The sequence below is a fragment of the Streptomyces sp. NBC_00457 genome (assembly GCF_036014015.1).
Taxonomy (GTDB): domain Bacteria; phylum Actinomycetota; class Actinomycetes; order Streptomycetales; family Streptomycetaceae; genus Streptomyces.
The window spans coordinates 6,793,093-6,812,063 of record NZ_CP107905.1; the positions used below are offsets into that span (position 1 = coordinate 6,793,093).

Genomic DNA, 18,971 nt, shown 5'->3' on the forward strand with positions numbered 1-18,971 from the left:
TGTGCCGGTTACGGCACCCGCACCCACTGCGCCTTACTCGGCGTCCCCTGATCATCCGTGACGAACAGCATGTACCACCCCGCCTGCACCAGATTCCGATTCTTCGGCACAGTCACCGTGATCTTGTCCCCGGACACCTTGTAGTCCAGCGCGATGGACCGCTGATCGACGTCCGTGACGTGCGTCGACGCGCTGGGCCGCACCAACCGCACCTTCTTGATCGTCGACGCATGCTGCGAGGTGAACGTCCCCGTCCCGCCGCGCTCGATGGTCTTCGGACCGCCGGACAGCGACGGCTGTGCGTCCCGGTACAGATACGGAGGCGTGTAGATCTCGATCCGCTGCTCGAACTTGCCCGGCTTGGTGTTGGCCTTGTCGCTGTACAGCGAGTCGGAGCCGAAGAACATCACCCGGCCGTCGGGCAGCAGAATCGACCCGGAGTGGTAGTTCCGGCCGACCAGCGGGTCGGCGACGCGCCGCATCTCGCCGCTCTCGGCGTCGTACATCCGCGCCTCGAGGATGTTGGAGTCGCCGCGCCCTCGGTAGTCCTCGGAGCCGCCGGAGATCAGCACGGTGTCGTCGGGCAGCACGGACGCCTGCGGATACCGTGTGCCCTTCTCCAGTGACGGCCCGTCCGTGAACGCCGGGTTCGCGTCCTTCAGGTCGATCAGCCGGGTCTTCTCGCTCGACAGCTTGGACTCGCCGACCCCGCCGCCGCCGATCACCATGTACTTCTCGTCCTGCGCGGGCGGCAGCAGCACGCTGTTGGCGGTCTCCAGCATGTTCGCGTCGCTCAGCCCGGGCACCTTGGTGAACTTGTTGGAGTCCAGGTCCCAGACACCGGGGTCGCGCCCCACGTCGTCCGGTCCGTATCCCGCGTTCGCGCCCGAGTAGAAGATCTTGCCGTTCTGCATCAGGAACAGCGCCGGATACGTCGGGAACTGCCGGATCTTCTTCGTGTACGTCCACTTCTTGGTCGCCGGGTCGAAGATCTCGTTCTTGCCGGGGACCAGCTGGCCGATGTCGTCGAGGCCGGAGACGCTGAGGATCCTGCCGTCGCTCAGGGTGGTGAGCGTCGGGTACCAGCGGGCCTCCTTCATCGGGTCGACCTTGATGTACTTCTCGGCGACCGGGTCGAACTCGAAGGCGTCCCGGATGCCCTGGAAGTCCTTCTTGTCGAGCGCGAGCTTCTGCGCGATGCCGTAGGTGTTGCGGGCGGCGGCGCCGGTCAGGCCCTGGACGCGGTAGTTGTCCTGGGTGCCGGTCTCGTACTGCCTGCCCTTCTTCTGCGCCTCGACGTAGATGCGGCCGAGACCGGGGTCGTTGCGCAGGAACGCGCCGGTCGCCGGGTCGAAGACCTTCTTCGCGCGTGGCACGAGCACCGGGTCCTTGGAGACGAACGTCTTGCCGTTCTCCTTGCCGGTGAACTTGGTGCCCGCGGGCAGGGTGATCGGCTTGTCGGGGTTCTCGTTGTGGACGATCATCAGGCCGCCGGCCTTGGTGACGTCACCCTTGAGCTTCTCGTACCGCTTGGTGCCGCCCGCGATCAGCAGATTGCCGTTGGCGAGCTGGGTGTGGCCCGTGCAGAACAGGTCGCTGGGCGTCGGCACCTTCTTGATGGTGCCCTTGACGGGGTCCCAGATCCGGGTGTCGAACTTCTTCGCGTCGAAGTTGTCCTGGTTGTTGCCCGACCCGGCGACGAGCAGCACCTTGCCGGTGCGCAGCAGCGCCGCGTGGATGGTGTTCTGCCGGTACTCCTCCGGGAAATCGACGATCTCCCAGCGACCGTTGTCGGCTTTGTAGTCGGGTCTGTTGATCTGGTACTCGTGATATTTCTCGGTCCCGACGCGGTAGAGCCACGGCCCGTTCATCCCGGCCAGCGCGAGAACCACCGCCGTGCCTATCGCGAGTCGACGGACACGGCGGCGGCCGGCCTGGTCTTTCATTCCTTACGTCCCCCAAGTCCACCAAGGGCGATCTGCATGGTCTGGTCGTTGCCGCCGCCCTGCGGCTGCTGCTGCTGCGCGGCGGCCCAACTCGGCTTCTGCTGCGGGGCGTGGGGCGCCGGCAGCGGCTGCGGCTCGGGCGGGTTGGGCGCGGCGGGCTTCTTCTTCTCCTGCCGCATCATGTGGCGCCAGGCGAAGATGGGCGTGGCCGTGATCAGCAGGGCGAAGCAGGCCCAGATGATCATCGCGGGGTGGGAGTGGCCGTACACGAAGCCCGCGGCGATCGAGCCGGCGAAGATCAGGATGAAGTACCAGTGGTACCGGAAGGTCCCGAACCAGCGGTCCGGGCTGGCCGAGTCGCCCTTGGGCGTGACCACGAACTTGCTCTTCTTGCGGAGCATCGAGTCGATCAGCGCCTTGGCGTAGAGCGGCGCCGACAGCGCGGACATCACCATGCCGGCCACGCCGCCGGAGCCCTCGGGCTCGTGCGGTGAGACGTTGTGGCGGCGGTTCCAGACGTAGAGGCCGATCTGCAGGGCGGAGGCGTTGCCGTAGAGCATCAGCCAGATCGTCGGGTCGATGTTGACACCCGAGGCGCCCAGGCCCAGGAACAGCGCACAACTGATCGCTGCGAGGATCCAGTTCAGGGCCGACATCGGGTAGAAGATGATCATCATTGTGTAGTTGAAGAGCTTGCTCGGCGGCAGCGAGTAGAAGCCCTTCCAGTACTGCTTGAGGATCGTCTCGTACGTCCCGCGCGACCAGCGCATCTGCTGGGTGAAGAAGTCCGTCCAGGCGCTCGGGCCCTCACCGACGGCCAGCACGTCCGGCGTGTAGACCGAGCGCCACTTCTTGCCCGTGACGGGGTTCTTGTGCCGGTGGATCTCGAAGCCGGTCGCCATGTCCTCGGTGATCGAGTCGTACAGCCCGCCGATCTGCTTCAGCGCCCTGATGCGTACGGCGTTGGAGGTGCCCACGAACATCGGCGAGCCGTAGCGGTTGCCGGCGCGCTGGATCAGGGCGTGGAAGAGGAACTGCTGGGACTCGGCGGCCTTGGTGACGAAGTTGTCGTAGTTGCCGTAGACCTGCGGGCCGATGACGAAGCCGACGTCCGGGTCGCGGAAGAAGCCGAGCATCCGCTCCAGGTAGTTGGGCAGCGGCACATGGTCGGTGTCGACGGAGGCGAAGAAGTCGTAGTGGTCGCCGTACGCGTCCAGCCAGGCGTTGTAGTTGCCGTGCTTGGTCTTGGCGCGGTGCGGGCCCTTGGCCTGGTTCCACTTGGCGACGCCCTTGCGGCTGAAGTGGTGCACGCCGAGCCGGGCGCAGACCTCCTTGACCGCCGGGTCGTCGCCCTCGTCGAGCAGCCAGACATGCAGCAGGCCCCGGTGGCGCAGCTTGACGGCCGCCTCCAGGGTCTTCGTCACCATCTCCAGCGGCTCCTTGCCGGGCACGAAGGAGGTCAGGAAGGCGACTCGGGTGCCGGTCTCGGGCACCACCGGGATGGGGTCGCGGGCGACCAGCGTGGCGTGCGCGTTCGACAGCACGTTCATGCAGCGGAAGAACTCGATCAGGCCGATCGAGACGAGCATGACCATGTCGAGGGTGGGCAGGAAGTCGTACGCCGGATAGTCGCGCTCGGTCCAGTGCACGGGCTGGAGCAGCCAGGCGAGCAGCACCAGCGAGAGCAGCGGTGCGGCGGCCAGCATCAGGGCCACTCTGAGCCGGTGCGGCTCCTGTGAGATCAAGGAGCGGTACTGCACTCTGTAGGGCTTGTTCGGATCGGGTTGTGTGAGGGGACCCGCCAGTCGGCTGTAGTGCTCGTAGTCGTACTTCGGCAGCGTCTTCTTTATCCGGCGGAAGGCGCCGGTGCGATGCGACGGGACCCTGAGCTGGGTCGTCTGTGACGGGTCATAGTTCTGCCGGGCGCCCGTCGGCGTCGACGTCATGAATCATCCCCCCACACGCGGATCAGCGCGTGTCTGTCGGTTCCTTACACCTGCTCCGGTCCCCCTCGACCTTCACAGGCGTATCAGTGATGGACCGCTGTCACCACATCTTCCACACCACTAGACATGAAACAGCGACCTTCCGGTTGCATGATGCCCCCCTCGGTATCGCTTCATGAACGGGGCCCCCCTCCCCGCGACAAACCGACAACCGGCTCCTTGCCCCCCAAGTGCCGCGAATCCGCAGCATCGTGAAGAAACAGGGTTCTACGGCGTCCAGCATGATCGCAAGATGGGGGGTAAGGCGAAGGCCCCCCGCCGGAGCGAGGGGCCTAGCTGTCGGTGCGCCGCCAGGGACTCGAACCCCGGACCCGCTGATTAAGAGTCAGCTGCTCTAACCAACTGAGCTAGCGGCGCCTGCTGACCTGCACGACTTTACCGGACCCCGGAGGGTGCTCCGGACCACCGGCGCCCCGCCGGCCGGGGTCCGCCCTGGCCGCCGTACATCATTCGGACCGTCAACATGCGCGTCCGGACGACAGTTGTGAAACTGATCAACATGCACAGACGTGGACATTTCCAGCTGGAGTGTGAGGGGAATCGCATGCCGGCTCCGGCCTTCGAGGAATTCGATCCAACGGGGGATTGCGACTGCGCGGGATGTGTTCACTGGCGGCGGGTCCTGCCGCATTCCGCGACCGGTCACGGAAGCCGTCACCCGGCCGCCCGGCGGGTGCTGGTCGTGGCCGCCGCGGCGCTCGCCGCAGGGCAGGCGGCACCGGCGCTCGCCGCCCCGCACGCGGCCCAGCGGCCGGACCTTCCCCCGGATGACGAGGCCACGAGTCCCCAGGGCGGCCCGGCCCCGCTGCACGGTTCGGCCGGTCGGCCCAGGCCCGCGCCCGGGACCGTGGTGCCCGCGATCACCCGGGCGGAGATCATCAAGCGGGCCAAGAAATGGGTCGAGGCGAAGGTGCCGTACAGCATGAGCCGGTTCTGGTCCGACGGATACCGGCAGGACTGCTCGGGCTTCGTCTCGATGGCCTGGAAGCTGCCCGGCAACGAATGGACGGGCAGCCTCGGCCAGTACGGGGTGCGGGTGTCCAAGGACGATCTGCTGCCCGGCGACATGCTGCTGTTCCACAACCCGGAGAACCCGCAGAACGGCTCACACGTCGTCATCTTCGGCGGCTGGACCGATCACACGCACACCTCCTACATCGCCTACGAGTCCACCCGCCCGCACGCCCGCAAGCAGACCACCCCCTACGCCTACTGGAACAACTCCGACCGCTATCTCGCCTACCGCTACAAGGGGCTCGCGGCAGGCACGGGAACCCCGGGCGCCGAGCCGAGCGCGTCCGCCGCGCGGCCGTACCCGGGAGCGGCCTACTTCGGTCCCGGCGCCCACAACAAGCACGTCGCCGAACTGGGCCGGATGCTCGCCGCCCGCGGCGCCGGCCGGTTCTACGCCTCGGGTCCCGGCCCCCGCTGGACGGACGCCGACCGCAGGGCGACCCGGGCCTTCCAGCGTGCCCAGGGCTGGACCGGCGACGACGCGGACGGGCTGCCGGGGCCGCGGACCTGGGCGCTGCTGGTCACCGGCAAGGGCAAGGACATCACCACGGAGGCCGCCGCACCGGCCGCGCCCGCCTCGCACGGGGTGCCCGGCTATCCGGGGCGGGCCATGTTCCGGCCGGGCGCGGCCAACGAGTACGTCACCCAGCTCCGCCGGCAGCTGGTGAGGAAGGGATTCGGCACGCACTACACGACCGGTCAGGGTCCCCGCTGGAGCGAGGCGGACCGGCGCGGCGTCGAGGCCTTCCAGCGCTCCCAGGGCTGGCGGGGCGGCGCGGCGGACGGCTATCCGGGGCCGGAGACCTGGCGGCGGCTGTTCGCGCTGCATCTTCCCGGGGGCTGAGACATTGGCGACTACCGCCGCGGGCCCCCGGACCCCCAGCAGAGAAGCAGGGCAGCGGGGTGACCGGCGCGGACGTAGCGCGGCGAACCCGAGTCACCCGAGGCCCGGCATCCCACCGTTCTGAGCATCGACGCATCTGACGCATCTGGCGCGGAGGCTGGAGGCACCCGATGACCACGACCACGTCCCACACGCCCGAGTCCGACGGCCCCGCCGAGAGCGCGCCCCGGCCCGCCCGGCTGATCCAGAACGAGGCGACCACCGAGATCCCCGTCCATCTGCTGTTCCGCGACGACGCCAACCCGGTGTCCGTCCCCCTCAAGCCCGCCGTCGTGGGCCGGCGTCACGGGACGGGCGAGCAGCCGCGGCTGCGCCGTCCTGTCCCGGCGAAGGCTCGCCCTGTGCCGGAGGTGGACCCCGCCCTGGCCGAGCGCCCGGCACGCGTGCTGCCCGGTGTGGTGGGAGTGCTCGCCGGGGGGACCGGGGTGGCCGGAACTCTCCTCACCTCTTGGTGGGCGGGCGCGTTGCCGGCCCCGGTCCTTGCCGAGCTGGGTCTGCCGGGGACCGGCGGGGCCGGGCTCGGGCCCGCGCAGTGGGCGGCGTACGCCGGCGCCGTTTCCCTGGGGCTGTTCGGGTTCGGCGGGCTGGCCCGGGGGCGGACCGGGCGGGCGTGGGTGCTCGGGCTGTTCGGGCGCTACCGGGGGACCGTGCGGCGGACCGGGCTGATGTGGGTCAACCCGCTGCTGCTGCGCCGCCGGGTCGACGTACGGCTGCGGCACTGGCGCAGCGAGCCGATGCCCGCGGCCGAGGGCAGCGGGGTCTCGCTGCGGGTCGTCGTCCTCGTGGTGTGGCGGGTGCGCGACACCGCGCGGGCCACGCTGGGCGTCGAGGACCACGAGACCTATCTGCGTGAGTGCGTGGAGGCGGCGCTCGCCCGGGTGCCGGTGGAGATGCCGGGCGGCGTGCGGCCGTCGATGGACGTGGCCACCGACGCGCTGACCCGGCTGGTCGCGGCGGACGCGACGCCGGTCGGCCTGGAGGTGTTCTCGGTGCGTCCGGTGCGTGTCGAGTACGCCCCCGAGGTCGCCGCCGCCATGCACCGCCGCCGGATCGCCGCGCTGGACGCCCAGCACCGGGCGAGCATGCTGACGTCGGTCGTGGACTCGGTGGAGGACACGGTGACACGGCTGACGATGCGGGGGCTGGTGGACCTCGACGACTACGAACGCAAGGTGCTGGTGAAGGACTTGACGGTGGCGTTCTGTTCCGGACGGACAGAAACAGGGCCCTGAACCATGTCCGGAATGAGTTCCTCGATTGGTATGGACATGTTCAAGTAACCGCAATAATCTGAACCTTGGTCTAGACCTGCAAGCTCACTGAACTTCCCCCACGTTCTCCAGGAGCGGCAGCATGCGCACCAAGACCAAGTTGTCCGCCGTCGCGGTGGGCCTCGCCACGACCGGAGCCCTTGTGCTCTCCTCCGGCGGCGCCAGCGGCCACGGCTACACCGACCTCCCCATCAGCAGGCAGAAGCTCTGCCAGAACGGCACCGTGACCAACTGCGGCTCCATCCAGTGGGAGCCGCAGAGCGTCGAGGGCCCCAAGGGCTTCCCGGCCTCCGGCCCGGCGGACGGGCAGATATGCAACGCGGGGCTGGGCCAGTTCGCCCAGCTCAGCGCACCGAAGACGCCCTCCGGCGCCGCCTGGCCGACCACCAGGGTGACGGGCGGTCAGAGCTACACGTTCCGCTGGCAGTTCACCGCCATGCACGCCACGACCGACTTCAAGTACTACGTCACCAAGCCGGGCTGGAACCAGAACCACAACCTGGCCCGCTCGGACCTCAACCTCACCCCGTTCTTCACCGTCCCCTACAACGGCCAGCGCCCGCCGCAGACCCTCTCCCACAGCGGCACGCTGCCCTCCGGCCTGAGCGGCCACCACGTCATCCTCGCCGTGTGGACGATCGCGGACACGAGCAACGCGTTCTACGCCTGCTCCGACGTCACGTTCTGAGCATCCCTTGAGTCAATCCGCCACCCCCCGCGGGTAGGTTTCCCGCACGCCGATCAAGACCGTTCCGGCGTGCGGGAAGCCGTACCTGACCTCGGGGGATCTCATGGAAGCGCTGTTCTACGTCATACCGCTGCTCATGATCGGCCTGGCGGTCTACGCCGCGACGAGGCTGATGCGGCGCGCCCGCGACATCCGCGGCGCCTGGAACAACGGACTCACGGCCGAGGCACGGTGTCTGCGGGCGTTCACGACGACTAGCAATGACTCCACGACGCAGCACCACGTCTACGAGTTCACCACGCGCGACGGGCGTTACATCCGGTTCGAGGAGCAGTACGGCCCGGCGACGACCGTGGAAGGCGACATCGTCACCGTGCACTACCTGCCGGAGCGCCCCGAGCGCGCCACGGCCCACGCTCCCTCGCCCGGAAAGCTCGCGGCGGGCTCGGGCTGCGTGCTGCTGTTCTTCGGCGTCTTCATCGCCTTCTGTATCGCGTTCATGGTCATCGTCCACGCGTTCTTCTCGGCGGCGGAAGGCTTCGGGTTCTAGGTTCCTGGGGCGCTTCCGGGTCCTCCTGGGGCTCCACATCTGACGGTACGTCAATTACCGTGCGCGCCCATGGAATCCAGTGCGCGTACGGTCGCGGAACTCGTCGCCGCGGGGTGGGGCGACCACCGCCCGGGGTTGTGGTGCGAGGAACGGACGTTCAGCCACCACGAGATGGCGGCCGGAGCGGCGGCCCGTGCCGCGCTGCTGGCCGATCTGCTGCCGCCGGACGCCGAGCCGCACATCGGGGTGCTGCTCGACAACACCCCCGAGTACCCGCTGTGGTTGGGCGCCGCCGCTCTCGCCGGTGCGGCCGTCGCCGGGATCAATCCCACCCGCCGCGGCCCCGAACTCGCCCGCGACATCCTGCACACCGACTGCCGGATCGTCCTCACCGACCGCACCCGCCTCCCGCTCCTCACCGGCCTCGACCTGCCCGGCGTACGCCTGCTGTGCACCGACACCCAGGAGTACGACGACCTGCTCGCGCCCTACGCCGACGCCCGCCCGGACGCCACCCGGGCCACCCCGTCCCACCGTCTCCTGCTCTACTTCACCTCCGGCTCGACCGGCGCCCCCAAGGCCGCCGTCTGCACCCAGGGCCGCCTTGCCGCCGCCGGGCACTCCCTCGCCGGCCACTTCGGGGTGGGCCGGGACGACGTGCACTACATCTGCATGCCGATGTTCCACGGCAACGCGGTGATCGCCGACTGGGCGCCCGCACTGGCGGCCGGGGCGGGGGTGGCGCTGCGGCGGCGGTTCTCGGCGTCGGGGTTCCTGACGGACGTACGGCGGTACGGGGCGACGTACTTCACGTATGTCGGGCGGGCCGTGCAGTACATCCTCGCCACCGAGGAACGGCGCGACGACCGCGACAATCCGCTGCGGCTCGGCTTCGGCACGGAGGCGGGGGCGGTGGACGCGGCGGCGTTCGAGCGGCGGTTCGGGGTGCGGCTGGTGGAGGGGTACGGGTCGTCGGAGGGCGGGGCGGCGGTGCAGTGGACGCCGGGGACGCCGGCGGGGGCGGTCGGGCCCGCGACGCCCGGGCTGGTCGTACTCGATCCGGAGACGAGGCAGGAGTGCCCGGCGGCTCTCTTCGACTCCACGGGGCGGCTGCTCAACGGGGAGGAGGCGATCGGCGAGCTGGTGAACCGGGGGCCGAATCCCTTCGAGGGCTACTGGCGCAACCCGGAGGCGGACGCGGCACGGCTGCGGGACGGCGCGTACTGGACCGGCGACCTCTTCTGCCGGGACGCCGACGGGTTCCTGTACTTCGCCGGGCGCGCGGACGACCGGATTCGCGTCGACAGTGAGAATCTCGCCGCCGCGATGATCGAGAACATCCTCGCCCGGTACGAGGGCGCGGATGCCGTCGCCGTGTACGCGGTGCCGGACCCGGTGACCGGGGACCAGGTGATGGCGGCGATCTCCGGGACCTTCGATCCGGAGGGCTTCGTGCGCTTTCTGGCGGCCCAGCCCGACCTCGGGACCAAGATGGCGCCCCGGTTCGTACGGGTCGTGCAGCGAATGCCGGTCACGGCGACGAACAAGATCCACCGGGCGCGGCTGCGGAAGGAAGGGATCCGGTGCGCTGATCCTGTGTGGTGGCGACCGGCGGGGGAGGACGTGTACCGGAGGCTGACGCCCGCGGACATCGAAGAAGGGCCCCTCGCTCCCACGAGAGGCCCGGCTTCAGGGGGTGTGGGTGGCGGAGCCCCCACAACGCGCGGCGCAGCCGCGCAGTAACGACGATGGCGAGGCCGGTTCGCGCTTTCCGCGAACACGCCTCGCCATCGACAACGTGCGCCGCCAGGGACTCGAACCCCGGACCCGCTGATTAAGAGTCAGCTGCTCTAACCAACTGAGCTAGCGGCGCATGACCCTCGCCGGCCGCGCGTGATGTGCTTCGCGCGGCGGCGGTACGGAAAATATTACCCGGTTCTCAGGGGTGCTCCTGACCAATGCCGGGCGACCCTCAGATGGCCAGCGAGAGCAGCACCGGCGCGGCGTTGCGGTTCAGCGCGTCGGCCGCCTGCTTGAGCCGGTGTGCGTGCTCGACCGGGAGGGAGAGGGCGAGGCAGCCCACGGAGGAGCCGGCCGTGATCGGGACGGCGGCGCAGACCGTGCCGATCGCATACTCCTGGAGGTCGAGGTGGGGCACGGTCGGCGGCTGGGCCTCCAGGCGGGAGAGCAGCAGCTTGTCGCTGGTGATGGTGCGCGAGGTGAGCCGGGCCATCTTGTGTCGGGAGAGATGGTCCCGGCGGCCGTTGTGGTCGAGCTGGCCGAGCAGGCTCTTGCCGATCGCGGTGGCGTGGGCGGAGTAGCGGAAGTCCACCCACTCGTTCACCGCGGGAGTGGTGGGGCCGTCGGCGTACTGCGTGACGTTGATCTCGCCGTCGACGTACCGGCTGATGTAGACCGCCGCGCCCACCGAGTCGCGCAGCCGGTCGAGGGTGCCCTGGAGCTTCTCGCGCAGGGCCTCCTCGCGGCCGTGCGTGGAGGTGAGGCGGGTGAGGGCGGCACCGGTGACATAGGCGCCGTCGGTGCCCTGCTCGACGTACCCCTCACGGCGCAGCATCCGCAGCAGCACGGTCAGCCGCTCGGCGCCGAGGCCGGTGTGCCGGGCGAGCTCGGCGTCGGTGACTCCGGCGGAGTGCCGCGCCACCGTCTCCAGGACGCGCAGGGCGTCCTGGGCCGAGTGGTACGGCGCGGTCGGCTCGTTCATCAGCGCCACGGTTTCCCCCTGCGCTCGCTCTTGGCTCGCTCTTGGGCCGCAATCCGGTCAGCGGATCCTCTCCACGATAGCCGCCAAGAGGCTTGTAGTGAGCGGTTGTTGACGAGATTCCGGCCCTCTCAGCAGGGGGACTGACACTCTGGCATATGCCAGAGGAAAGGGCTGCCGTTTGCGTACCGGCAGCCCGTCCGCCTTCACCTCCTGCAATCAGAGAACCGCGCTGAGGAATTCCCGCGTTCGGTCCTGCTCCGGGTCGCTGAAGATTTTCTCCGGCGGCCCGGCCTCGATGACCCGGCCGGAATCGAACATCAGGACCTGGTCGGAGATGTCGCGGGCGAAATTCATCTCGTGGGTCACACAGAGCATCGTGATGTCCGTGGAACGGGCGATGTCCCGGAGGACGTCGAGGACACCGGCGACCAGCTCCGGGTCGAGCGCGGACGTCACCTCGTCGAGCAGCAGCACCTGCGGCCGCATCGCCAGCGCCCGCGCGATCGCGACGCGCTGCTGCTGGCCGCCGGAGAGCTGGGAGGGGTGCGCGTCGCACTTGTCGCTGAGCCCCACCAGGTCCAGCAGCCCGCGCGCCCGCTCGTCCGCCTCGTCCTTGGACATGCCGAGCACGGTGACCGGGGCCTCGGTGATGTTCCTCAGCACCGTCATGTTCGGGAACAGGTTGAACTGCTGGAAGACCATCCCGATCTTCTTGCGGACCTCGCGGACCTGCTTCTCCGGCGCGGGGAACAACTGCTCCCCGTCCACGGTGATGGTGCCCTCGTCGGGCTTGGTCAGCGTCATCAGCAGCCGCAGGATCGTGGTCTTGCCGGAGCCGGACGGGCCGATCAGGGTGACGTGCTTGCCCGCGCTCACGGAGAAGTCGAGATGGTCGAGGACCGTGTTCTCGCCGAACCGCTTGGTCACGTTCTCCAGGCGGATCAGTTCGGACGAGGAGGCGGGCACGTCGGTCGGGTTCTTTTCGGTGTCAACGGACAAGGCGTCGCTCCAGGGTGCGCAGCAGGACGGAGGCGAGATAGGAGATGAGGATGAAGGCCACGCCGATCACGGTCAGCGGCTCGGTGAAGCGGAAGGTCTGCTGGGAGAACAGCCGTGCCTCGCCCATCATGTCCAGCACGGTGATGGCCATCAGCATCGGCGTGTCCTTCAGCATCGCGATCACGTAGTTGCCGAGCGCCGGCACGACCCGGCGGATGGCCTGCGGCAGGATCACCACGGTCCACGTCCGCCTGAGCGGCAGGTTCAGCGCGGTCGCCGCCTCCCACTGGCCGACGGGCACCGCTTCGATACCGGCCCGGTAGACCTGCATCGTGTACGTCGAGTAGTGCAGGCCGATCGCGAAGACGCCGGTGGTCAGCGCGGAGAAGGTGATGTTCCACTCGGGCAGCACGTAGAAGAGGAAGAACAGCTGCACCAGCAGCGGGGTGTTGCGCACGAACTCCGTGACGACCCCGACCGGCCAGGTCACCCAGCGCGAGGGCACGCGCATCAGCAGCGCCCACACCAGGCCCAGCGCGAACGAGATCAGCGAGCCGAGCACCAGCGCCTGCAGGGTGACCAGCAGGCCGTCCCAGAAGTGCGGCATGAAGTCGCCTACGGCATTCCAGTCCCAGTTCATGCTGCCCCAGCCCCACTTCCTATACCGGTTGTCTGGGCGCGCTTCAGCTCGTCATCGGGGGAGAGGCCACGCTTCGGTTCCTTGCCGACCCCGGCCTTCAACTTCTTCTCCAGTCCGCGCATCACACGCGTCAGCAGGAAGGCGATCACGAAGTAGATCAGCAGGATGTACGTGTAGATCTCCGCGCTCTCCTGCAGGGCGAGCCGCACCAGGCTGCCGCTGAACGCCAGATCGCCCATGCCCATGATCGACACCAGCGCGGTGCCCTTGAGCAGCTCGATCAGCAGATTGGAGAACGGCGGGATCATCTCCGGCACCGCCTGCGGCAGCAGGATCAGCCGCATCCGCTGCCAGGGCGTGAAGCTGAGCGCGATCCCACCCTCCTTCTGCGCCGGGTCGACGGCGGCCAGCGCGCCGCGGACGATCTCGGAGCCGTACGCCCCGTAGGTCAGTCCCAGCGCCAGCGTGCCCGCCCACATCGGCACCAGCTGCCAGCCGAAGGCGGGCGGCAGTACGAAGTACACCCAGAAGATCATGACCAGCGCCGAGGTCCCGCGGAACACCTCGGTGTAGAAGCCCGCGAGGAAGCGGACGATCCGCGACCGGTGGACGCGGGCGGTGCCGACGATGAACGACACGGCCGCCGCGAGCAGCGCGCTGAAGACGAGCAGCTGGATCGTGACCCAGAGGCCCTTGAGTACCAGTTCCCACAGTCCCGAGGTCATCCGCCGCACAGCTCCTTCGCGGTGAGGTCGGTCATCTCCGCCTGGGTGAAGCCGAAGGGCCGGAGGATGCGGAGCAGCTCCCCGCTCTTCTTGAGCTTCCGCAGTTCCACATTGAAGGCGTCGCGGAGGTTGGTCTCCGTCGGGCGGAACGCGAAGGCGCCCCCGTCGACATGCGGCTTGCCGCCGACGATCGGCTTGAACGGCTCGGTCGACTCGGCCTTGGCGGACTTCTTCACCACCTCGCGAGTGGTGAGCGCGGTCCCGGCGAAGACGTCGACGCGCCCCGCCTCCACCGCGTTCAGCCCGGCGACCTGATCCTGGACGATCATGATGTCGCTCTCCTTGTACCCCGCCTCGACGGCGTACTGGATCTCCGCGTAACCGGTCCCGGTCGCGAACTTCGCCTTCTTCTCGACGACGTCCTTGTAGTTGTGCAGCCCCTTCGGATTCCCCTTGCGCACGATGAAGGCATCGAGCATCTGGTAGTCCGGATCGGCGAAGATCACCTCCGCGCAGCGCTCGGGATTGACGTACATCCCCGCCGCCACGACGTCGAACTGCTGCACATTCAGCCCCGGAATCAGCGACCCGAACTCCGTCGGCACGGCCTGCACGCTGTCCACGCCGAGCCGTTTGAAGATCACCTTCGCCAACTCCGGTGCCTCACCGGTGAGTTCGCCGTTCGTATCGATGTATCCGAACGGGATCTCGCCCGCGATCCCGAGCCGCACGACACCCTGCGCCTTCAGCCGGTCGAGGAGATCACCGCCCTCCGTGGACGAAGCCGAGGCCACACGTGAGCAGCCCGCGGCGCCCAGCGCGCCGACCGCCGCCACCCCCGCGAGCAGCGACCGGCGCGTGGGCCCGGACATACGCGTGGGCCCGGACATATCTGAGCCATGTTCCAGTGATGGAGCCATGGCGGCGCAGCTACCCGACCTCATGCGAGTTATGCGGGCCGATTTGAGCCCCGTTCCTGGCCACGCCCTCTTGACCGGCGGGGCACCATGGACTGCATGGCTGATCGCTACATCGAAGTATCGCTGGTCAAGCGCGGAATCACCTGCCGGGCCCGGCTGCTCGACGACCGCGCACCGATCACCTGCGCCGCCGTCTGGGATTCCCTGCCGCTTTCCGGCGACGTCTACCACGCGAAATACGCACGCAATGAGATCTACGCCCTTTTCGCACCGTTCGCGGACGCGGAGCCGCCTCTGGAGAATCCGACGGTGACCCCCATCCCGGGGGACCTCTGCTACTTCTCCTTCGCCGGGGCGGAACTGGGCACGAAGGCGTACGGCTACGACCGCGAGGTCCGCCCCGGCACGACCCTCGTCGACCTGGCCCTCTTCTACGAACGCAACAACCTGCTGCTCAACGCCGACGTGGGGTGGGTGCCGGGGATCGTGTGGGGGACGGTGGTCGAGGGCCTCACGGAAATGGCGGAGGGCTGCAACGACCTGTGGCGGACGGGGGCGGCGGGGGAGAGCCTCAGCTTCCGGAGGGCGTGACGTGCCTTGCCGCAGGGTTGGCCCGGCCCTCCCGGGGAGAGGGGAGGGTCGGGCCGAGGTGGCGGGTCAGGTGTTGGGGCAGGTGTCGCGGTACTGGCTGATCGCCGTGCTCGGGGTGGGTGCCGGGCAGAGGAACTGGTCGTAGCGGGTGTCGTTGTCGACGAAGCGCTTCAGCCAGGACAGCGCGTACTTGGCGGTGGTGACGTTCTCGCTGACGGGCGCGAAATGGCTGCCGTTCAGCATTTCCAGGTACGCCTTCTCGGGCGCGCCCGTCATGGACGTGTACATCGGGATCGACATGGAGGCGACCGGGGCGATGGTGTCGGACTGGCCTCCGATGATCATCGTAGGCACACTGACGTTCTCCCAGGTGGTGTCGGATTCCCAGGGCGCCAGCGGAATCGCCGCCTGCAGGGACGACCGGTTCTGCGCCGCCCACAGCGAGCCCCCGCCGCCCATCGAATGCCCCATGACCGCGAGGCGGCTGGGGTCGACGCGATCGCGGACCGGACTCCTCGTGGTCAGATGGTCCAGCGCGGCGAGCAGTTGGCTGCCGCGGCTCTGCGGCTGGTCGAACAGCCCGTTGGAGTCCAGGGTGAAGACGACGAAGCCCTGCGAGGCCAGGCGGGGGCCCAGCCACTGGACCACGGACTGGGGCGAGACGAAACCGGGAATGACCGCGACCGCTCCGAACGTGCCCTGACTGGTGTCGGTCGGGTAGTAGATCGTGCCGCCGTTGAAGCCGGTGCCGCTGCCGGACTCCACCGTGACCTGGCCGATGGCGAACGGACCGCGGGCGGCGATGACGCTGGCCTGCGTGGGGGCGGGGCCGCGCTCGTAGGGGTTCTGTGCCGCCTCGGCCGGGGCGTTGACGCCCAGCAACACGGTCAGGGACACACCGGTGAGCAGTACTCCTAACCTTTTTCTCAGCGCTGGTTTCACGGAGAGTCCTCTCGTGAGTGTGGGGGTGTGGGGGTTTCGAGAGGACATCGTGGAATCAGGGAGACCGGCGTGCTGCATGTGACGCCGGGCAATTCGCGGCCTTGTTTGTCGGTCTCCGACAAGGTTGGCGCGGCACCGACAAAACGATCAACTCACCTTGTCACGCAGGTGAGTTGACCGGGTGAACGATGTGCCGGGACCATCCGGGGGGACGGAAGAGGATGCTTGTGACTGTCATCGACCCACCGTTGGCGAAGTCGCTGTCGGACATGCTCCGGCCGCACCTCCCGGACGCCGTCGAGGAGATCGAGCGCGAGGTCCGGGTGCATGTTCACGAGGGCGGTCCGCCCGTGGACGCCGACTACCGCAGAGCCGTCCGTCAGGTCATCGACGAAACCGTCGCCCACTTCGTCGACTCACTCGGCCGGCACGCCACGGACTCCACCCGACTGACCGAGCTTTACAGCCAGTTGGGGGCCGAGGCGGCCCGTCGCGGCTACAGCCTCGACCGGCTGCAGACCGCGCTCAGGCTGAGCGGGCAGGTCGCCTGCCGCCGGTTCATCAAGGACGCCTACCGGTTCTCCTGGCCCAAGGAGACCCTCTCCTCGCTCACCGACGGCCTCTTCGGGCTCCTCGCCCAGGCGGCCGACGCAGGCGCCCAGGGGTACGCGCGTCAGCAGGGTCAGCTGGCCACCGACCGGGAGCGTCGGCGCCGGCGACTGCGTGATCTGCTGGTCCGCGAGCCGCCGCCCGACCCCGACCTGATCCACGAGCAGGCCAGGGCGGCCGACTGGAGGGTGCCCGGCACGGTCGCGGCCGTCGCCCTGCTCTCCGCCGCCCGGCCGCCGAGCCGCATCCTGCCCCCCGATGTGCTCGCCGACTGGGACGCGTCGTATCTGATCGTCCCCGACCCCGACTCGGCAGGGCGGGATTGGCTGCCCACCCTGCTGGTCCCGCTGGGTGCCGCCGCCATCGGGCCGACGGTGCCGGCCGAGCGCACCGCCGTCTCGCTCCGCTGGGCCCGGCACACCAGCGCCCTCATGGAGCGCGGCGTGCTGCCGTCCGACCGGCCGCAGCGGGCGGCCGACCACACCGCGCTGCTGGCCGCCGCCATGGTCGAGGACCTCATCGACACCACCTCGGCCGTGTTCCTGGCCCCGATCCTCGCCCTGCCGCCGCGCCGCCGGGTGCCGCTGCTGACCACGCTCCTCACCTATCTCCAGTGCGGTGACAACGCCGTGATCACGAGCGCCCGGCTCCAGGTCCACGAACAGACCGTCCGCTACCGGCTGCGCCGGATAGCGGAACTGACCGGAAGCCGGGTCTACGATCCCGCCGACCGACTCGACCTCATGATCACCCTGACCTGGCTGCTGCACACCGACGGCATCACCGCCGCACCCGGCATCACGGCCGCACCCGGCAGCCCCGCCGTCACGCCTGCACGATCGGCTCCCTCGTGAACAGAGAACCCAGCACCGGCGCGTTCACCCGCCGGTCCGTCAGCCGCAGGGCCTCCCAGACCGTGACCTGATTCGCGGTGAGGACCGGCTTGCCCAGTTCCTTCTCCAGGGCGGGGAGATGGGAGGCGGTGTGGAGGGCGGTGTCCGGGAGGAGGACCGCTTCCGCGTCCGTGTGGTCCGCCTCGCGCGCCAGCGTCAGGACCTCTTCCTCACCCCACGTGCCGACCTCGGCCGCCGTGATGATGCCGGAGCCGCGGACGGAGAGCACCTCAGCGCCGCCCGCCCGCAGGAACTCAGCGAACAGGTCCGCCACGTCCGACGGATACGTCGCGCCGACCGCGACCCGCCGCACGTCCAGCTCCCGCACCGCGTGCACGAAGGCGAAGGACGTCGAGGAAGCGGGCATGCCGGCCGCGAGCGCGAGGCTGCGGACCTGGTCATGGGCGCCCTCCCAGCCGTAGACGAAGCTGCCGCTGGTGCAGGCCCACACCACCGCCTCGGCGCCGGTCAGGCGGAGGTCCTCGACGCCCGCCGCGAGTCGTTCCGCCGAGCCCATCCCGAGCAGCGCGTCGACACGGTGGGCGTCCTCGCCGATGTCCGTGTGGATCACGTCGAGCCGGATGTCGCTGCCCAGGAGCAGCTCGATGCGTGGATAGTCGTCCTCGGCGGAGTGGCCCGGGTAGAGGAATCCGAGTGCTGTCATGTCCACCCTTCCTGCTGCTGCTCTTCCTCCGGCAGTGCGGGGCCGGAACCCTCCGGCAGTACGGCGCCGGAACTCTCCGGCACCACGGGGCCGATCCGCGCGGCCGGATCGATCAGCCGCTGATACGGCCCCACCGCTCGGGTACCCAGTCGGCGCAGTGCCGCCCACATCGTCACCTGGTTGGCCGACAGGACCGGCAGGCGCAGTTCCGCCTCGAGTTGGGGGATGACGTCGTACGTGGGCAGGTTGGTGCAGCTGATGAACAGGGCGTCCGCCCCGCCCCGGCTCACCGCCTGCCGCGCCATGTCCGCCACGTTCCGGTACGGCACCTTCCAGATGTGCCGCGTCAGGCCCATGAACGCGCAGCCCGTGACCGTGACGCCCGCCTCCGCCACGTACTCCTCCAGCGAGCGGGTCACCGACACCGTGTACGGCGTCACCAGCGCCACCCTCCGCGCGCCCAGCGAGGCCAGCGCCTCCAGCAGCGCGCCGGACGTCGTGAGGGACGGCACGGCGCCCTCGCGGGTCATCGCCTCGCACATCGCGCGTTCGCCCGCGACGCCGCCGACGAAGCTGCCGGAGGTGCAGGCGTAGGCGACGACCTCGGGCGTGACGGCGTTCAGGGTGCGCACGGCGTCGCCGAGCGTCTCGTGCTCGCTGACCAGCCGGGCCAGGTCGAGGCTGACCTCCACGGGCACGAACGGCGTGCGCGTGAGGTGGAGGGAGACGTCGTCGGGCACCCAGCGCCACAGCTCGCGATCCAGCGCGAAGTCGAAGGGGGCCACTACACCGACACCGCGCTGAAGGCGCGGTCCGCCCAGAAAGGAGACATCCATGGCAGGCACCGGCCTCACATGAGGAACGAGAGGGCAGCGGACCCAACGCCC

At 69.2% G+C, this 18,971-nt stretch carries 17 protein-coding genes and 2 tRNA genes; 7 read left to right on the forward strand and 12 right to left on the reverse strand.

The window, feature by feature from the left end:
• Positions 1–8: 8 nt before the first annotated feature.
• The 3 genes from OG828_RS31030 to OG828_RS31040 form a co-directional block, all read right to left on the reverse strand.
• Positions 9–1,946, reverse strand: a complete 1,938-nt coding sequence (locus tag OG828_RS31030; RefSeq protein WP_328440422.1) for a kelch motif-containing protein — start codon at positions 1,944–1,946, stop codon at positions 9–11.
• Complete coding sequence (locus OG828_RS31035) at positions 1,943–3,892, reverse strand: glycosyltransferase family 2 protein (RefSeq protein WP_328363973.1); 1,950 nt, start codon at positions 3,890–3,892, stop codon at positions 1,943–1,945. The genes OG828_RS31030 and OG828_RS31035 overlap by 4 nt, the downstream gene beginning before the upstream one ends.
• 343 nt (positions 3,893–4,235) lie before the next feature.
• A tRNA-Lys gene (locus OG828_RS31040) sits at positions 4,236–4,309 on the reverse strand.
• A 187-nt stretch (positions 4,310–4,496) separates the two neighbouring features.
• On the opposite strand from OG828_RS31040, the gene OG828_RS31045 reads away from it, so the two are divergent.
• The 5 genes from OG828_RS31045 (at position 4,497) to OG828_RS31065 (ending at position 10,122) form a co-directional block, all read left to right on the forward strand.
• Positions 4,497–5,810: a peptidoglycan-binding protein gene (locus OG828_RS31045; protein ID WP_328502989.1), complete on the forward strand. Its 1,314-nt coding sequence runs from the start codon at positions 4,497–4,499 to the stop codon at positions 5,808–5,810.
• 170 nt (positions 5,811–5,980) lie between these two features.
• Positions 5,981–7,102, forward strand: a complete 1,122-nt coding sequence (locus OG828_RS31050; RefSeq protein WP_328502990.1) for an SPFH domain-containing protein — start codon at positions 5,981–5,983, stop codon at positions 7,100–7,102.
• Positions 7,103–7,223: 121 nt separating this feature from the next.
• Complete coding sequence (locus tag OG828_RS31055) at positions 7,224–7,829, forward strand: lytic polysaccharide monooxygenase auxiliary activity family 9 protein (RefSeq protein ID WP_328363982.1); 606 nt, start codon at positions 7,224–7,226, stop codon at positions 7,827–7,829.
• 103 nt (positions 7,830–7,932) lie between these two features.
• Positions 7,933–8,379, forward strand: a complete 447-nt coding sequence (locus tag OG828_RS31060) for a DUF3592 domain-containing protein (RefSeq protein WP_328363985.1) — start codon at positions 7,933–7,935, stop codon at positions 8,377–8,379.
• Between the two features lie 69 nt (positions 8,380–8,448).
• Positions 8,449–10,122 carry an AMP-binding protein gene (locus OG828_RS31065; protein WP_328502991.1) on the forward strand — a complete coding sequence of 558 codons (1,674 nt, stop codon included), beginning with the start codon at positions 8,449–8,451 and terminating at the stop codon, positions 10,120–10,122.
• 56 nt (positions 10,123–10,178) lie between these two features.
• Here the strand turns inward: OG828_RS31065 and OG828_RS31070 are convergent.
• The 6 genes from OG828_RS31070 to ehuB form a co-directional block, all read right to left on the reverse strand.
• Positions 10,179–10,252: transfer RNA gene (locus OG828_RS31070), tRNA-Lys, on the reverse strand.
• Positions 10,253–10,351: 99 nt separating this feature from the next.
• Positions 10,352–11,110, reverse strand: coding sequence for an IclR family transcriptional regulator (locus OG828_RS31075; RefSeq protein WP_328440426.1), 759 nt, complete (start codon positions 11,108–11,110; stop codon positions 10,352–10,354).
• Between the two features lie 207 nt (positions 11,111–11,317).
• Positions 11,318–12,100, reverse strand: a complete 783-nt coding sequence (gene ehuA / locus OG828_RS31080; RefSeq protein ID WP_328363993.1) for an ectoine/hydroxyectoine ABC transporter ATP-binding protein EhuA — start codon at positions 12,098–12,100, stop codon at positions 11,318–11,320.
• The gene (gene ehuD, locus OG828_RS31085) at positions 12,090–12,740 is read right to left on the reverse strand and encodes an ectoine/hydroxyectoine ABC transporter permease subunit EhuD (protein ID WP_328440427.1); all 651 of its coding nucleotides are present in this window, start codon (positions 12,738–12,740) and stop codon (positions 12,090–12,092) included. The genes ehuA and ehuD overlap by 11 nt, the downstream gene beginning before the upstream one ends.
• Positions 12,737–13,465, reverse strand: coding sequence for an ectoine/hydroxyectoine ABC transporter permease subunit EhuC (ehuC, locus tag OG828_RS31090; protein ID WP_328363999.1), 729 nt, complete (start codon positions 13,463–13,465; stop codon positions 12,737–12,739). Before ehuC ends, ehuD begins: the two co-directional genes overlap by 4 nt.
• Positions 13,462–14,355 carry an ectoine/hydroxyectoine ABC transporter substrate-binding protein EhuB gene (gene ehuB, locus OG828_RS31095; RefSeq protein ID WP_328364002.1) on the reverse strand — a complete coding sequence of 298 codons (894 nt, stop codon included), beginning with the start codon at positions 14,353–14,355 and terminating at the stop codon, positions 13,462–13,464. Before ehuB ends, ehuC begins: the two co-directional genes overlap by 4 nt.
• A gap of 126 nt (positions 14,356–14,481) precedes the next feature.
• Between ehuB and OG828_RS31100 the strand changes: the two genes are divergently transcribed.
• Positions 14,482–14,976: a DUF3830 family protein gene (locus OG828_RS31100; protein ID WP_328440428.1), complete on the forward strand. Its 495-nt coding sequence runs from the start codon at positions 14,482–14,484 to the stop codon at positions 14,974–14,976.
• Between the two features lie 66 nt (positions 14,977–15,042).
• Here the strand turns inward: OG828_RS31100 and OG828_RS31105 are convergent, their stop codons facing one another.
• Entirely contained in the window at positions 15,043–15,996 is a 954-nt protein-coding gene (locus OG828_RS31105; RefSeq protein WP_443062448.1) for a poly(ethylene terephthalate) hydrolase family protein, read from the reverse strand.
• A gap of 149 nt (positions 15,997–16,145) precedes the next feature.
• Here OG828_RS31105 and OG828_RS31110 point away from each other — a divergent pair, with 149 nt between their 5' ends.
• Positions 16,146–17,381: a helix-turn-helix domain-containing protein gene (locus tag OG828_RS31110; protein ID WP_328502993.1), complete on the forward strand. Its 1,236-nt coding sequence runs from the start codon at positions 16,146–16,148 to the stop codon at positions 17,379–17,381.
• Here OG828_RS31110 and OG828_RS31115 read toward each other — a convergent pair.
• Positions 17,353–18,084, reverse strand: coding sequence for a maleate cis-trans isomerase family protein (locus tag OG828_RS31115; protein WP_328364013.1), 732 nt, complete (start codon positions 18,082–18,084; stop codon positions 17,353–17,355). The genes OG828_RS31110 and OG828_RS31115 overlap by 29 nt on opposite strands.
• Positions 18,081–18,920: a maleate cis-trans isomerase family protein gene (locus OG828_RS31120; protein ID WP_328364016.1), complete on the reverse strand. Its 840-nt coding sequence runs from the start codon at positions 18,918–18,920 to the stop codon at positions 18,081–18,083. Before OG828_RS31120 ends, OG828_RS31115 begins: the two co-directional genes overlap by 4 nt.
• Between the last annotated feature and the right edge of the window lie 51 nt (positions 18,921–18,971).

What these genes read in the sequence shown, in the direction of transcription:
- OG828_RS31120 (WP_328364016.1), bottom strand. Translation starts at nt 18,920, where the DNA reads ATGGATGTCTCCTTTCTGGGCGGACCGCGCCTTCAGCGCGGTGTCGGT.
- ehuC (WP_328363999.1), bottom strand. Translation starts at nt 13,465, where the DNA reads ATGACCTCGGGACTGTGGGAACTGGTACTCAAGGGCCTCTGGGTCACG.
- ehuD (WP_328440427.1), bottom strand. Translation starts at nt 12,740, where the DNA reads ATGAACTGGGACTGGAATGCCGTAGGCGACTTCATGCCGCACTTCTGG.
- OG828_RS31115 (WP_328364013.1), bottom strand. Translation starts at nt 18,084, where the DNA reads ATGACAGCACTCGGATTCCTCTACCCGGGCCACTCCGCCGAGGACGAC.
- OG828_RS31030 (WP_328440422.1), bottom strand. Translation starts at nt 1,946, where the DNA reads ATGAAAGACCAGGCCGGCCGCCGCCGTGTCCGTCGACTCGCGATAGGC.
- OG828_RS31100 (WP_328440428.1), top strand. Translation starts at nt 14,482, where the DNA reads ATGGCTGATCGCTACATCGAAGTATCGCTGGTCAAGCGCGGAATCACC.
- OG828_RS31050 (WP_328502990.1), top strand. Translation starts at nt 5,981, where the DNA reads ATGACCACGACCACGTCCCACACGCCCGAGTCCGACGGCCCCGCCGAG.
- OG828_RS31055 (WP_328363982.1), top strand. Translation starts at nt 7,224, where the DNA reads ATGCGCACCAAGACCAAGTTGTCCGCCGTCGCGGTGGGCCTCGCCACG.
- OG828_RS31060 (WP_328363985.1), top strand. Translation starts at nt 7,933, where the DNA reads ATGGAAGCGCTGTTCTACGTCATACCGCTGCTCATGATCGGCCTGGCG.
- OG828_RS31065 (WP_328502991.1), top strand. Translation starts at nt 8,449, where the DNA reads ATGGAATCCAGTGCGCGTACGGTCGCGGAACTCGTCGCCGCGGGGTGG.
- OG828_RS31045 (WP_328502989.1), top strand. Translation starts at nt 4,497, where the DNA reads ATGCCGGCTCCGGCCTTCGAGGAATTCGATCCAACGGGGGATTGCGAC.
- ehuB (WP_328364002.1), bottom strand. Translation starts at nt 14,355, where the DNA reads ATGTCCGGGCCCACGCGTATGTCCGGGCCCACGCGCCGGTCGCTGCTC.
- OG828_RS31105 (WP_443062448.1), bottom strand. Translation starts at nt 15,996, where the DNA reads ATGCAGCACGCCGGTCTCCCTGATTCCACGATGTCCTCTCGAAACCCC.
- OG828_RS31035 (WP_328363973.1), bottom strand. Translation starts at nt 3,892, where the DNA reads ATGACGTCGACGCCGACGGGCGCCCGGCAGAACTATGACCCGTCACAG.